The following is a 14,887-nucleotide window of genomic DNA, read 5'->3' as shown; positions in this document are numbered from 1 at the left end:
ATATAATCTTTCTTGCAAAAATGAAACCGTATTCAAAGAGGTTCTTTCCGTATCTACAGCGTTACCGAACGTCAGGTGAAGATTCGATTCGCAGTCCATCAAAAAAGAGGGATGTCCATGCAGGAGCTGACGCTGCATTTGTTCGAACGGATGGGCATGCTGCTCATCCTGACTTTTATACTGACGAGAATTCCGCTGTTCCGCCAATTGCTGGACCGCAAAGAGATGTCCGGCATGCGGATGTTCATCTATTCCGGCCTGTTCGGGCTTTTCGGCATCCTCGGGACCTATGCGGGCGTTGTCGTGGAGAACGGCGAGTCCAGTTCCTCCTTCTGGCTGATGCGACTGACCGCGGAGCAGGCCCTGGCACACTCTGCCCTGGTCGGGGTGGTGATCGGCGGACTGATCGGCGGTCCCCGCGTAGGCATCGGGGGCGGGCTCCTGGCGGGCGCCCACCTCCTGTATATTGGCGGTGCCACGGGGCTTGCAGGGGCAATCGCCGTGCCGCTTACGGGAGCTTTGGCGGGAGGCGTGGCCCGATTCTTCTCGCAGGAGCGGGTCATCTCGCCGGCGAAAGCGTTATTCGTCGGCATGTTCGCTCCGATCCTGCTCATGGGGATGATCTTGATCTGTGCGGATGAGCCGGATCGTGCAGTGGAACTGGTCAACCTGATCGGCCTGCCGATGGTGCTGACGAACAGCATCTCCATTGCAATCTTTACGACGATGCTGCGGGTTGCGCTCACCGAGGAGGAACGTGCAGCCGCGTATGAGACGGAGAAGGCATTCCATATCGCGGAATCGGCGCTCCCGCATCTGAAGCAGGGGCTGACGTACCGTACGGCTCAGGCCGTGGCGGCCTTGCTACTGCGAGAGCTGAAAACAGCGGCCGTCGCCATTACGGATACGGAGCGGTTCCTGGCTCATGCCGGCGCCGGGAGCCGTACCCTTGATCCCGGAGAAGAGATCCAATCGGACTTGACCAAGAGCGTCATCGCGACCGGCGAGCTTCGGATCATCGAGAATGCGGAAGAGATCCAGCCCCGTCATCCGGCGCTCGGGGCCGCCATCCTTGTCCCGATCATAGAGGCGGGCCAGGTCGTGGGCGTCATTCAGTTCTACTTCAAGCGGCCGGAGGATATCCGGCGCGTCGAGCTGGTGATGGCCCAGGGGCTGGGACAGCTGATTTCCTATCAGCTCGGGGCCACCGCACACGAGAAGATGAGCCATTTAATGAAAGAGGCGGAACTCAAGCTGCTGCAGGCGCAGATCAATCCGCACTTTCTATTCAATACCCTCAACGCGATCCATTCGTTGATTCGCACCGATCCGCTGCTGGCACGACATGCCACGATGCAGCTGGGGGCATTCATGCGCCTGAACGTCAAGGTCATGGCGTCCCGCAGAACGACCATTCGCGAGGAGATGGAGCTGTTGAATGCCTATCTGGACATTATACAGATCCGGTTCGAGGATCAGTTCGCGTTTGAGTGCCAGCTCGATCCCGCGCTTGGCGAGCTTATGATTCCGCCGGCAACGCTGCAAATGCTGGTGGAGAACAGCATTAAGCACGGCCTGCGCGACAAAGCGAGCGGAGGCGTCATTCGGCTGAGCCTAAGCCGGGCCGGTGATATGGCGGTTGTTCAACTGCGGGACAACGGGATCGGCATTTCGCCGAAAGTGCTGGACAGCTTAGGCGATCAACCGATCATCGGCAGCGAGGGTACGGGAAACGGCATTTACAATATCAATCAGCGTTTAATCAGCATGTTTGGCAAAGAGGCCAGACTTATCGTGGAGAATCTCGCAGAGGGCGGCTGCAGCATATCCTTCAGCATCCCCTGCAGCTTGTCGGAAGGGAGCCGGTACCATGAAGCGAATTAAAACGATGATAGCGGAAGACGAACGATTGGCAAGGGAGGAGCTGGCTTACCTGCTGGAACAGGAGCCCGATATCGAGCTGCTTCCGCATGCCGCGAACGGACGGGAGCTGCTGGAGCTTGTCCCCTTGCGGCAGCCGGATGTCGTCTTTCTCGACGTTCATATGCCGGAGCTGGAAGGGTTGCAGGCGGCGCGCATGCTGAAGGCCTCCCCGATCTCGCCCTTGATTGTGTTTACGACGGCCTACGACGAGTATGCCGTTGAAGCGTTTGGCCTGAACGCGATCGATTACTTGCTGAAGCCTTACAGCCATATGCGATTGAAGGAAACCCTGCAGCGAATTCGAAGCAGGATTCAGGAAGGGAATGCCTTCCCGAAACAGGAGGCTCACGATGCTATTCAGGCCGCTCCTTATCCATCCACGGAGGCTGCCGCCCGCAGCATGCGCGGCAAACTTCTGTTCGACGACGGGGATAAACATGTGCTGGTTGATCCCGAGGCGATCCTGTACGCGGTGCGCGAGGAACGTGTCATTCGCGTATGGACGGCGGAAGGCCAGCGGATTACGAGCAAAAGCACCTTGCAGGAGCTGGAGGAGAAGCTTGCGGGTTACTCCTTCTTTCGCCCTCATCGCAGTTATCTGGTTAACGTGAACTGGATCGCGGAGCTCTCCCCTTGGCAGAACGGGGCTTACAACATCGTGCTGAAGGATGAGCAGCGGTCGATGATTCCATTGTCCCGGGAGGCTGCACGGGATTTGTTCCGGTTGCTTAGGGAGGCTTGAAAAAGGACAAAGAATAGCGCTCAAGTATGGCGGTTTCCTCCCGGTTCGGGCGGCATATCCGCCCTTTCGCGCACCTTGCCCGACGTTTCGCGCAGGAGCTGTGGTCGATGGCAATCCTCCCGTATATAATCATTCTAAAGCGCTTTCATTAATGAAAGACGCAATAGATCCTGATCGTTAATGGAGGGAAAGGCAATGGAAGAAAAAAGCTATACCGAAGTATGGCATTCCGAAAAATTCAAAACGCTGCTCTCCCGCAAGAAACGGTTCATTATTCCCATGACCGTCTTTTTTCTTCTGTTTTATTTTGCGCTGCCGATCCTTACTTCGTACACCGACGTGTTGAATCACCCGGCGATCGGCCCGATCACGTGGGCATGGGTATTTGCCTTCGCCCAATTCGTCATGACATGGGTTCTGTGCATTCTCTACTCCCGCAAGGCAGCCCAGTTTGACCGAATGGTAGACGATATCAAAAAGGATATGGGGGCGTAATCGACATGGCTATTGCGTTGTTTTGCGGAATTGTACTGCTTACGCTGATCATTACGTATTACGCTGCCAAGAAAACGACCAACACGAGCGATTTCTATACGGCAGGCGGAGGACTCAAGGGCTGGCAGAACGGGACAGCCATTGCCGGCGACTATATGTCTGCGGCCTCCTTCCTCGGGATCGCAGGCTCGATCGCGTTAGTCGGCTTTGACGGCTTCTTCTACAGCATCGGCTTCCTCGTGGCTTACCTGGTGGTGCTGTACCTTGTCGCCGAGCCGCTGCGGAACCTCGGCAAGTATACGGTGGCGGACATGATTGCCGCCCGTTTCTCCGACAAGAAGGTGCGGGGCGTGGCTGCGCTGAATACGATCTCCATCTCCATCTTCTACATGATTGCGCAGCTGGTTGGAGCGGGCGCGCTGATTAAGCTGTTGTTAGGGCTGGACTATGTCACGTCCGTATTGATTGTGGGCGTGCTCATGACCATCTATGTTGTCTTCGGGGGCATGCATGCGACAAGCTGGGTTCAAATCTCGAAAGCCGTGCTGCTCATGGCCGGCACGTTCATCATCTCGCTGATCGTATTCGCCAAATTCGATTTCAGCCTGACCCAGATGTTCCACCATATGAAGACGGCCACCCCGCTGCAGGAGGACTTCCTGAATCCGGGGAATAAATACAAAATCCCGCTCGAGACGCTGTCCCTCAACCTTGCCCTGGTACTCGGCACGGCAGGTCTGCCGCATATTTTGACCCGCTTCTTTACCGTTAAGGATGCGAAGACGGCGCGCAGCTCCGTGGTGTACGCCACCTGGATTATCGGCATCTTCTATGTGATGACGATCTTTCTCGGGTTCGGGGCAGCCGCCTTCGTAGGCGCGGCAGATATTACCGAGGTCGATAAAGCGGGCAACATGGCAGCGCCGCTCCTGGCCAAAGCGATCGGCGGCGACTTCCTGTTCGCGCTCATCTCGGCGGTTGCCTTCGCGACGATCCTTGCGGTGGTGACGGGGCTTGTGCTGTCCGCCGCATCGGCCTTCGCCCATGATTTCTACGGCCAAATCGTGCGCCGCGGCGAATCTTCCGAGAAGGAGCAGCTGAAGATGGCACGGTACGCTTCGATCGGCGTATCCGTCGTCTCGATCCTGCTAGCGTTGTTCGCCCAGAAGATGAACGTGGCGTTTCTGGTCTCGTTGGCCTTCGCCGTTGCAGCCAGCGCGAATTTGCCGGTCATTCTGTTCACAGTGTTCTGGAAGAGATTCAATACGACGGGCGCGGTCACAGGGATGCTGACGGGTTTGATCAGCACGGTGATTCTCGTGGCCCTTAGCCCGAATATATGGGATCCGGCCGGCAAAGCGATTTTGGTAGGCGATCCGATCTTCCCGATGAGCAACCCGGGCATCGTCTCCATTCCGCTTGGCTTCCTGGCAGCCTATGTCGGCACGCTGCTCTCCTCTTCCAAGGATGAGGCGAAGTATGCCGAAGTGCTGGTCAAAGCGAATACGGGCGCGTAAACCCAACAACGGCTTCTTATGAAAAAAAGGGTGAACTCCGCTGGTTAACAGCGAAGGGAGTCGCCCTTTTTTTGCCATTCTATCGTAAAATAAAAAGCAACAACATTTTGGGGCCATGGCGGAAGGAGGCAGGCAAGTGAACATATCCGGCATCGTTTTTTTTCTGGCGATTGTGGTCGGCACGTTAATGATTACGTATTATGCCGCCAAGCGAACAACAAGCACGAACGATTTCTATGCAGCGGGCAATCGCCTGAGCGGGCTGCAAAACGGCTTAGCCATTTCCGGCGACTATATGAGCGCGGCGTCTTTCCTTGGCATCGCGGGCTCCATTGCGGTGTACGGCTTCGACGGCTTTTTCTATTCGATCGGCTTCCTTGCCTCCTATGTGATCGTGCAGTACATCATAGCCGAGCCCCTTCATAACCTGGGCAGATATACGATGGCGGATGCGGTGGCGGTCCGGTTCGGCGAGAAACGGCTGCGCGGATGCATCGCCGTCAATAACATGATGATCACCATCTTCTATATGATCGCCCAGCTCGTCGGCGCCGGGTGGCTCGTCCATTTGCTGTTCGGGCTGGAGACGTCGCTCGCCATCGTGCTGGTCGGCGGCTTAATGACCGTCTACGTCACGATTGGCGGCATGCTCGCGACTTCCTGGGTGCAGATCGTCAAATCCATTTTGCTGGTGAGCAGCACCTTTATCGTGAGCCTCATCGTGCTGGCAAGGTTCGATTGGGATCTGCTCGGTTTATTCGAATCCATGAAGAGGGCGACCCCATTACAGGAGCGGTTTCTAATGGCGGGCAACATGTTTGACCACCCGCTGGACATGCTGTCGTTTAATATGGCGCTGGTGTTAGGGACAGCGGGACTGCCGCATATTATTGCGCGCTTTTACACGGTAAGGGACCCGCGTACGGTCCGTGCTTCGGTCAGAACGGCGACGTTTACGATCGGCGTTTTTTACGCCATGACGATTTTTCTTGGCTTTGGAGCGGCTGCCTTTGTTGATTGGTCCATATTGTCCGAGCGGGTAGAGCTGGCGGCCCCGCTGCTCGCAAGCGAGCTGGGCGGCGAATTCTTAATGGCCTTCGTATCCGCCGTTGCCTTCGCAACGATACTGGCCGTGATCTCCGGGCTTGTGCTCACGGCCTCCTCGGCGTTTGCCCATGACGTCTACAGCAGCATCTTCCGCAGCGGACGGGCGACCGAGGCGCAGCAGATGAGGGTGGCCAAGCTTTCGGCCATCGTCGTTGGCGCGGCTTCGATCGTGCTAGCGCTCGGGGCACAGACACTGAATGTGGCGTTCCTCGTGTCGTTTGCTTTCGCGGTTGCCGCCTCGGCTAACCTGCCGGTGCTGCTGTTCACGCTATTTTGGCGGAAATTTAATACGCAAGGCGCCTTATCGAGCATTACGGCCGGCCTCTCGTCTTCTTTGCTGCTCATGGCTGTCGGGCCCAATGTAATGGACCCAGTGGCAGGCTGGATTCGAGCGGAAGCAATCTTCCCGCTTAAGCATCCGGGCATCGTCTCCATTCCGATTGGGTTTGCCGGCGGCATCGTCGGCACCCTGCTATCGCGTAAACGGGGTTCGAGCGGCCATTTCGAGCATATGCAGGCCGTTGCCCATGTCGCGCCGGGTGAAAACCGTTCCCGCGAATGGGGATAACTGCTAATTACATATGAATTTTAGTTTGGGCCACGCTAGTTTCCCTGTACCATTCATTGTGCATGTGCACAATAAATACCGTTATGGCGTCAATAGGATTGAATGCGACATTCCGGTTATACTGTATCCTGTAAGCGCAATCATAGTTTCATAAGGCATGATTACATCATTGTTCACAAGCTATATTGCTTAAGGAGGCATTCACAACATGGATGGGACAGTTATACATTGGGGCGGAGCCGTTGTCGGACTGATTATCGCTATTGTCTTGATTTTTAGAAAGGTGAATCCGGTCTATGCCTTGTTTGGAGGCGCTGTCATTGGAGGCCTGCTGGGCGGAGCTACCATTGATCTGACCGTGCAGTATATTATCGAGGGCACTAACAGTGTCATGGGGGCTGTCGTTCGGGTCTTGGCCGCAGGCGTGCTGGCCGGGATCTTGATCGAATCGGGGGCCGCCGAACGCATTGCCGAGACGATTGTTGCCAAGCTGGGCGAGAAGAAAGCGCTTCTATCCATCGCTCTGGCAACGATGATCATTACGGCGGTCGGGGTATTCATTACCGTTGCCATTATTATCGTGGCACCGATTGCCTTGTCCGTCGGCAAGAAGATCGGCATTTCCAAAACCGCCCTGCTGCTCGCGCTTGTCGGGGGAGGCAAAGCGGGAAACATCATCTCCCCGAACCCGAATACGATTGCTGTAGCCAAGGGATTCGACGTCGACCTTGCCCAAGTCATGATTAACGGTTTTTTGCCGGCCGTTGCCGGATTGATTGTCACGATCATCGTGGCCAAGATGCTGACGAACAAAGGGGTCATGGTGTCGGATAGCGATCAAGTGACGGAGGAAATGGGCAGGAAGGACAAGCCGAGCTTCGGGCGGGCAATGGTTGCCCCTGTCGTAGCCATTGTCTTGCTCGCACTGAACCCGGTGGGCAGCATACTGGGCATCGAAGCTCTTCAGGCCATCAAGATTGACTCCATGATCATTCTGCCGGTTGCCGGCATCATCGGTTTGATTGCCATGCGGCAGACGAAGAACATCATTGCCTATACCACCTCCGGTCTGAATAAAATGACGGGTACGGCGATTATCCTGATCGGTGCCGGCGCCATTGCCGGAATTATCTCCAAATCCGATCTGAGTGCCGTTGTGGTGCAGGGCATTGAGGTCTTGGGCGTATCGGGTACGTTCCTGGCGCCTCTCGCCGGTATTCTGATGGGAGCGGCAACCGCATCCACATCGACGGCGTCCATTGTGGCCGCAGGTTCGTTTGGTGAAGCCATCCTGTCCATGGGAACGGCACCGCTCGCCGCAGCCGTTATGGTCCACACCGGGGCAACGGTCATTGACCATTTGCCGCACGGAAACTTCTTCCACGTCACCGCGGAATCGGTGAAGATGAGCATTAAAGAACGGATGAAGCTGATTCCTTACGAAAGCATTGTCGGATTGACCATGGCCATTGTCGCTACGATATTGTACGGATTTATATTTTAAGAGATCGTACTGTGGAGTGAAAAATATAAGGATAGGCAGGGGATACCATGAAGCAGGATTATGTTATTGTACTCGCGCCCGATTCATTTAAAGAGAGCATGACCGCAAAGGAAGTCTGCGAAGCGATGGAACGCGGCATCAAGAAGGGAAACCCGAATGTGACGTGTATCCATGTGCCCATGGCTGACGGCGGTGAAGGTACGATGCAATCCCTTGTGGATGCTACGGGCGGTACGGTCCATACCGTCACCGTGACGGGTCCGTTGGGCGATCAGGTGGAGGCATCCTACGGCATTTCAGGCGATGGCAGCACCGGGGTACTGGAAATGGCCAGCGCCAGCGGAATTCATCTGGTCCCGATCGCACAGCGGAATCCGCTGGTGACCACCACCTACGGGACGGGCGAGCTGATCAAGGCTTGCCTTGACCACGGCGTAAGCCGGCTGCTGATCGGGATCGGCGGCAGCGCGACGAATGACGGCGGTGCCGGGGTGGTTCAGGCGCTCGGCGGCAAGCTGCTGGATGCGGAAGGGAAGGAGCTTGCTTTTGGCGGAGGGGAGCTGGGTCGTCTTGCGCGCTTGGACTTAAGCGGCTTTGATCCGCGGCTTCAGGATGTCGAGGTCGAAGTGGCCTGCGACGTGACCAACCCGCTCTGCGGCGAAACGGGAGCCTCTCATGTATTCGGACCGCAGAAGGGCGCTACGCCGGAGATGATCGAGCAGCTGGACAGAAATCTCCGGAATTACGCCGGGGTAATGAAGCAGCAGCTGGGCAAGGATATCATAGACTATCCAGGCGCCGGCGCGGCCGGTGGTCTTGGCGGCGGGCTGATGGTCTTCCTGAACGGGACGCTGAAGAAAGGGATCGATATGGTCGTTGACTATACGGGACTTGAAGAGAAAGTGCGCCAGGCGGATATGGTGTGGACCGGCGAAGGCGGGATGGACTTCCAGACGCAGTATGGCAAAACTCCGCTGGGTGTCGCGAGGGTGGCGAAGAAGCATGGCAAGCCTGTCGTTGCTCTGGCCGGCCGGGTTGGTGACGGGATCGATGTGCTGTATGATCAAGGAATGGACGCGATTTTCGGCATCATGCCGGGTGCTGCCACGCTGTCGGAGGCGCTGGCGAACGGCGTGCAGAACGTGGAGAGAACATCCGAGAATATCGTCCGTCTCATGGCTTCTTTGAACAAGTAATCATACACTTCTTAAAGAGGATGCAAGGGAGCTGACCTGCCGGGGGCGGCTTCTTTTTTCTCTGCGGGCGGGATATTCATCGGCAGCCGGATGTGCACACTATAGGAAAAGATTTTTTTTCCTATGGAGTCTACAATGTCATCATATTGGTAACACATGACAGGCATGTTAGGAGGGGCATCATGCATGAAACTATCACGACCTTTGGCGGAAAATATCGCAAGAGAAATGATGCGCGTCATTCCTTACAACATTAACGTGATGGATGAGAACGGAATCATTATGGGCAGCGGGGACCCCGCGCGGCTCGGCACGCTGCACACAGGTGCACAGAAAGCCATACAAACCGGACGGATCTATGAGGTTTATGAAGCCGGCGGCGGCATGAAGCCCGGTGTGAACGAACCCATTGTGGTGGATGATGAGGTGATCGGCGTTGTTGGCATTACAGGTCATCCGGATGAGGTGAGACCGCTCAGCAATTTGCTCCAGGTGACCGTTGTGTTATTGATCGAGCAGGAGCGTCAGAACAAGGCGATGTTAAACCAACGTCAAAACCGGGAGAAGTTCTATCATGAGCTATCCTATCGCAAGGCTCCTTATGATGAGCCTTTTATGGAGCGTGCTGAAGCCTATGGGCTTGACCTGACACGCAAATGCCGGGTGCTGTTAGTGCAGAGCTCGATGGGCGAAAAGGCGTTCCGCCATTTGCAGCAAGCGTACCCCCAAAGCTGGAACTTGGAGAATGACAAAACCGTATTTTTCATGACGGATGTCTTAAGATTCGGGAGTCTTCTGGACAGGCTGATCGACCTGGACGAAGTCCTTCGCATGGGGATCGGGGAGCAGGAGGAACTCGCTTCTACCTCGCTGGAGCAGGCGGTATCCGCCCTGGAGCTGGGAATGAACATCGATCCCCATCGCAAGGTGAATTTTTATAAGGATTTAAGGTTTCTGATCGGCCTGTCCCATATTTCGGATGATGCTCATGCCTCGCTGTATCCGTTGCTGGAGCAGGGCGGAGACAAGCTGGATCTGATAGAGACGCTTCAGGTCTACATTGCCGAGAACGGTGATCATAACAGCACGGTCAAAAGACTCAACATTCACCGGAACACCTTGAACTACCGCTTAAACCGGATCAAGCAGCTGACTGGCAAAAATCCGCGCCATGTGCTGGATCTGTTTGAATTGCTGTGCGGGTTGATGTGGAGAAGGTGATGGCTGCTCAAGCATGGGCGGCTTTTACCTCCACAATCTTTTGTGGATGATTACCGCCCCGTATTCTTCGTTCTTCACGTTCAAAAGGGCAGTTCCAAGCGTCGATAGACCTTGGGCTGCCCCTTCTGTTTATTTAATGCCAAGCCGCATGCGGTAGCTGAGCATCACGGGAAGCGTCCGCCCCTGGAAATGCTCCTCGACCAGCGCATGGAACTGCGCGATGTTGTCGTTCAATTCGTTTGGTTTCAGCTTGAATACGGTCTGGATGCCGCCTTGACTGACGGCGAGGCCGGTATACCGGTCGGCGGTGAACGGCTCCATATGGTGGAACACGATCTCTTTGGAGAACCGGAACAGTCCGCTTTCCCTTATATGCTTCAGATGCTCGTTCTTATTTCCTTTATAGGCCTGCTCCTGAGGCTCCACATGGTCGTCGATGATGGCCTCTGCCCGTTCAATCAGCCCATGATAGGCTTGCTCCACTCTCCAGGTCAGGCTCGGCGGCCAATCGCAATCATATACCGCGAATATCCCTTCGTCACGCAGAACGCGGGAGACCTCCTTCAATGTGCTGGCCGGGTCCATCCAGTGAAAGGATTGGGAACAGGTGATGATGTCGGCGGACTGATCCTTAAGCGCCAATTGGTTGGAATAGCCCGAGACGAACTTGATGTCGGCGATATCCGCGCCGCTGCTGCGTGCTTCCTGTTCCAGCGTTTGCAATTTGGCGACGGCTTTGCCGCGCATATCATCATTCGGCTCAACCCCGATGACTTGATCCGCAGCGTCTTTCCATGCAAAGGAGGAAAGCCCCGTTCCGCATCCCAAGTCGACGACGACAGAGGGCTTGCGTTCCAAATAGCCTGTCAGCAGGGCGACAACCTCCTGGGGGGCTTCAGGGCGATGCTGGTCGTAGGTATCCTCAAAGCCGGTAAAACGATCCACGTTGCTGGCACGGTTTCCCTCGGGAACAAAATCCTTGCTCCACACTTCGGTCATATCCTTGGTCATCGTTACTCATCTCCTTATCCGGGTACATGAATCAGGCATCAGGCATAACAAAAGGTGCTTTCTTGGCTTGCACAATTACGGACGAAGGCTCCAATCGCCGTTTTCTGCCGCTGTAATGCCATCATATCATAGGAAAGGAACTTATTGACAGACGGGCTTGACCCGGGTAGTGCCGATGCGGGTACAATAGAGGAATCGAATGAGGAAGAGGGATGAACATGAAGACACCAACAGCACCGAAGGGGATCTTCTTCGATGTGGATGATACATTGTATGACCATCTGGCGCCTTTTCGCGAGGCCGTGCAGGAGATTGTCAGTCCCGATGAGACGTTTCCTTATGAGGCCGCCTACCATCGGATGCGCTATTACAGCGACAAGCTGTCCGTCGAGCTGGGAGGAGCCGGAACGGCAGCTTACGGGGATGCGGTCGAGGATATGCGCAGACGCCGGTTCCAGTTAGCGTTGGCCGAATTCGGCGTGCGACTGACTCTTGAGGAGGCCGAAGCGGTACAGCAGACGTATCTGGACCTGCAGTATAACATCACGATGTTTGAGGGCGCCCGGGAGCTTCTGATGAAACTGGCGGATGCCGGGCATGTCGTAGGCCTGATTACCAATGGCCCGGCCGAACATCAGATGAACAAAATCGCGGCGATGAAGCTGGGCGGCCTGATACCGGAGGATCGGCTATTCGTATCCGGTGCCGTCGGCTGGGACAAGCCCGATCCGCGGATCTTCCACCATGTGAACAGGCAGACCGGGACGAAGCCGGAGAACTCTTATTACGTCGGGGACTCATGGCGCAATGACGTGGTCGGAGCCCTGGCTGCGGGCTGGCATGTAATTTGGTTCAATCACCGGAGCGTCGGGCCGGAATCGGAGCAGCGGCCGCAGCATACCGTTGCGAGTTACGAAGAGCTCGAGCGGCTGCTGGAAGAGATTATCGGATAACAAAATGGGCAGTCCCCCTGATCCGCTGCCCAAGCGGGCTGCTGCCGCATTATTCGAAAGGCTATGGTCAGGCTCTTTAAACGAAGGGCTTGGCTTTTTTGGTTCTATATTCAACCGAATGGTTGACTTTATGAAATTTGCCCATTATAGTTAACCATATGGTTGAACAAAATAATGAAGAACAACTGGATCACATCTTCCATGCTCTGGCTGACCCGACCCGAAGAGAGATGGTGCGCATGATCGCATCGCAGGAACGGACGGTATCTGAGCTGGCTGAACCGTTTGACATGTCGCTTGCGGCAGCCTCCAAGCATATCAAGGTACTGGAGCGCTCCGGCCTGCTCGAACGGTCCATCCATGGACGGACGCATACCTGTCGTCTGAATCCGAACGTCATGTCAAGAGCGATGGAATGGCTGCAATTCTACGAACGATTCTGGAACCGGCAATTTGATGCGCTTGAACGCGAGCTGAACAAAGCGAAGAGGGAGGAGCACTAGAAGAATCCTTAGGAATACCGCTGAACATCCTGGACAAGGATGAGTAACGTAGGGAAATAAACGCAATACCACTTTTGATAAGAGAAGGATGATTAACATTGGATAACGCCTCCACTACCACGCTGATCATGAAACGCCAATTTGAGGCAGCACCGGAAAGAGTATTTGATGCCTGGTTAAATCCCGACATGATGAGGAAATGGTTGTTTACGATGGAAACAACGAACAAAATCGCCCGCAACGATCCGCGCGTGGGCGGAAGCTGGGAGATTGTTGACGTGAGGGAAGGCAAGGAGTACCGGGCCATTGGAGAGTATCTGGTCATAGACCGGCCGCGCAAGCTGGTGCTCACCTTCAAGATGCCCCAGTTCAGCGACACCGTGGACCGCATTACGGTGGAGTTCAAAGCCGTAGACGCGGGGTGCGAAATGACGTTCTCCCAGGAGATCGTTGTCCCTCATGAGGAAGACTGGACCGCAGAGGATATTGAAAAAGCGCTGACCGAATACCATGACCAAACCGAGCATGGCTGGGGTTATATGTTTGAGGGGCTGAAGCAGCTGTTAGAGACAGGAACGATAAACTACCCATCTTAAACCGATGAATAAGGGAGCGTGTGTTATCGATGAAGAGTGTGACCCCGTTTTTAATGTTTCAGGGCAACGCGGAAGAAGCTATGAACCATTACATTTCCATTATTGAGGATTCCGAAATCATCAGCATTACCCGTTATGGACCCAATCAGCCGGGAGCCGAGGGAAGCGTCATGCATGCGGTCTTTTCGTTGAAGGGACAAACGTTCATGTGCATCGACAGCAACGTGAAGCATGAGTTTACGTTCACGCCTTCCTTCTCCATCTATCTGACTTGCGAATCCGAAGCCGAGATAGAGAAGGTGTACGGTGCTTTGGTCGATGGCGGAGGTGCGATGATGCCGCTGGACAACTATGGATTCAGCCAAAAGTTCGGCTGGATCGCGGACAAGTTCGGCGTATCCTGGCAGCTTAATCTGCCAAGCGAAGCGTAACCTTTAGCAGTTGATTCATCTAGGGACGGGCCCGGAAGGGGCCTGTCCCTTTTTGCGCTGCGCTGCAAGGAAGGCATTGCGCAGCTTGATGCTCTCGATCAAGAGCCGTGCTCTCCCTCACCGCCAGCCCAACGGAAGAATATAGCAATGCGCAGCCGCAAATCCCATGCCGCTGCGTATGCTGCTTATTCCGTGTACTGCTTTCGGAATTGCAGCGGCGACAGGCCGAAACGGGCGGAGAAGCGGCGGGAGAAATAGGGCGGGTATTGAAATCCCACATGCTCCGCGATCCGGGCCATGGACCACTGGGTGGTCAGAAGCAGCCGCTTCGCCTGGTCCAGGCGGTACTGCAGCAGGTATTCCGTTGGCGTCAAGCCGTGCGAGGCCTTCATGCAGCGCGTCAGGTAATTGTAGTGGAAATGCAGGTCAGACGATAAACGTGCGTTGCTGATGGGCTCGCGGTAATGCATTTTGATATAGGATTCCACTTGCTCCGCGACTTTGCGTACCCGCGATTGCTCCTGATCGGACCGCGACGGATCCAGCAGCTCCAGCAGCTCGATAAACAGGGTCTGTTCGCGCCAAAACGCCGTAGATCTCGGCTCCGTAGCCTGAAGGTGCAAGGAATCGAACAGCTGATAGGCTTGCTCCGGATAAGGGATATGTCCTTGCTTGGGCAGCTTGATATTGTGTGAGATCGACGCATGATCGGTTGTGCTCGTTGCCGCCGATTGAAAATGCAGCCAATAAAAGGAGGTTTCCTCCCGGCACTCTTGCACAGCGTAGTGGTGCGCGTCCGGCATCAATACGGCCATATCCCCGGCACGTAGTGCCCACTGCAGGTTCTCCTCGCCCAGAAACAAGCAGCCGCGTTGAACGAGGATGAGGTCGAAGACGCCAAGGTTTCTCCGGTTCGGATGCGATTCGCCCGGCATGTAGTGCGTTTTACCGGATTCAAGGAAGTAGGGCAGCGGCAGAGAGGTGAAGGAAAGCACGCTTTGTTCCGACATGGTAACACCTCCAAGGAAGTGTGAAATCGTATAAGAAATTAGGTCGATTCTGTTATCGTTTTCATCCTATCATAGATCGTAGAATGGGAAGTGTCGAGGCTTTATCCTAT

The 14,887-nt window shown here is 55.2% G+C and carries 14 protein-coding genes; 12 read left to right on the top strand and 2 right to left on the bottom strand.

All coding sequences use genetic code 11. From position 1 onward, the window contains the following. Window positions 1–117: 117 nt before the first annotated feature. The 8 genes from MHH82_RS31120 (at window position 118) to MHH82_RS31085 (ending at window position 10,273) form a co-directional block, all read left to right on the top strand. Window positions 118–1,884: a LytS/YhcK type 5TM receptor domain-containing protein gene (locus MHH82_RS31120; RefSeq protein WP_340969375.1), complete on the top strand. Its 1,767-nt coding sequence runs from the start codon at window positions 118–120 to the stop codon at window positions 1,882–1,884. Then, the gene (locus tag MHH82_RS31115; RefSeq protein WP_081746233.1) at window positions 1,871–2,665 is read left to right on the top strand and encodes a LytR/AlgR family response regulator transcription factor; all 795 of its coding nucleotides are present in this window, start codon (window positions 1,871–1,873) and stop codon (window positions 2,663–2,665) included. The genes MHH82_RS31120 and MHH82_RS31115 overlap by 14 nt, the downstream gene beginning before the upstream one ends. Before the next feature lie 195 nt (window positions 2,666–2,860). Continuing rightward, window positions 2,861–3,160: a DUF485 domain-containing protein gene (locus MHH82_RS31110; RefSeq protein WP_009593006.1), complete on the top strand. Its 300-nt coding sequence runs from the start codon at window positions 2,861–2,863 to the stop codon at window positions 3,158–3,160. A gap of 5 nt (window positions 3,161–3,165) precedes the next feature. After that, window positions 3,166–4,677: a solute symporter family protein gene (locus MHH82_RS31105; RefSeq protein WP_015737891.1), complete on the top strand. Its 1,512-nt coding sequence runs from the start codon at window positions 3,166–3,168 to the stop codon at window positions 4,675–4,677. Between the two features lie 136 nt (window positions 4,678–4,813). Next, window positions 4,814–6,352: a solute symporter family protein gene (locus MHH82_RS31100; RefSeq protein WP_340969371.1), complete on the top strand. Its 1,539-nt coding sequence runs from the start codon at window positions 4,814–4,816 to the stop codon at window positions 6,350–6,352. A gap of 208 nt (window positions 6,353–6,560) precedes the next feature. Further along, a complete protein-coding gene (locus MHH82_RS31095; protein WP_036659327.1) occupies window positions 6,561–7,856 on the top strand; it encodes a GntP family permease in 1,296 nt (431 codons plus the stop codon). A 47-nt stretch (window positions 7,857–7,903) separates the two neighbouring features. Further along, window positions 7,904–9,052 (top strand): glycerate kinase family protein, encoded by a 1,149-nt coding sequence (locus MHH82_RS31090; RefSeq protein WP_145039427.1) that lies wholly within the window; start codon window positions 7,904–7,906, stop codon window positions 9,050–9,052. A gap of 186 nt (window positions 9,053–9,238) precedes the next feature. Continuing rightward, complete coding sequence (locus MHH82_RS31085; RefSeq protein WP_015737887.1) at window positions 9,239–10,273, top strand: CdaR family transcriptional regulator; 1,035 nt, start codon at window positions 9,239–9,241, stop codon at window positions 10,271–10,273. Window positions 10,274–10,402: 129 nt separating this feature from the next. Here the strand turns inward: MHH82_RS31085 and MHH82_RS31080 are convergent, their stop codons facing one another. Beyond that, on the bottom strand, window positions 10,403–11,284 hold the full coding sequence (locus tag MHH82_RS31080) for a class I SAM-dependent methyltransferase (RefSeq protein ID WP_015737886.1): 882 nt from the start codon (window positions 11,282–11,284) through the stop codon (window positions 10,403–10,405). A 212-nt stretch (window positions 11,285–11,496) separates the two neighbouring features. On the opposite strand from MHH82_RS31080, the gene MHH82_RS31075 reads away from it, so the two are divergent. From MHH82_RS31075 to MHH82_RS31060, 4 genes are all read left to right on the top strand, one after another. Continuing rightward, window positions 11,497–12,237 carry an HAD family hydrolase gene (locus MHH82_RS31075; RefSeq protein WP_340969368.1) on the top strand — a complete coding sequence of 247 codons (741 nt, stop codon included), beginning with the start codon at window positions 11,497–11,499 and terminating at the stop codon, window positions 12,235–12,237. 137 nt (window positions 12,238–12,374) lie between these two features. After that, on the top strand, window positions 12,375–12,740 hold the full coding sequence (locus tag MHH82_RS31070) for an ArsR/SmtB family transcription factor (RefSeq protein WP_340969366.1): 366 nt from the start codon (window positions 12,375–12,377) through the stop codon (window positions 12,738–12,740). A 98-nt stretch (window positions 12,741–12,838) separates the two neighbouring features. Beyond that, window positions 12,839–13,336: an SRPBCC family protein gene (locus tag MHH82_RS31065; protein ID WP_015737883.1), complete on the top strand. Its 498-nt coding sequence runs from the start codon at window positions 12,839–12,841 to the stop codon at window positions 13,334–13,336. Window positions 13,337–13,365: 29 nt separating this feature from the next. After that, window positions 13,366–13,767: a VOC family protein gene (locus MHH82_RS31060; protein WP_015737882.1), complete on the top strand. Its 402-nt coding sequence runs from the start codon at window positions 13,366–13,368 to the stop codon at window positions 13,765–13,767. A gap of 185 nt (window positions 13,768–13,952) precedes the next feature. Here MHH82_RS31060 and MHH82_RS31055 read toward each other — a convergent pair whose 3' ends face one another. Further along, window positions 13,953–14,777 (bottom strand): helix-turn-helix transcriptional regulator, encoded by an 825-nt coding sequence (locus tag MHH82_RS31055; RefSeq protein WP_340969362.1) that lies wholly within the window; start codon window positions 14,775–14,777, stop codon window positions 13,953–13,955. Window positions 14,778–14,887: the final 110 nt, after the last annotated feature.

Source organism: Bacillus sp. FSL K6-6540 (assembly GCF_038007545.1).
Note: the sequence above shows the minus strand (reverse complement) of the source record. Positions and strands in the feature narration are given on the sequence as shown.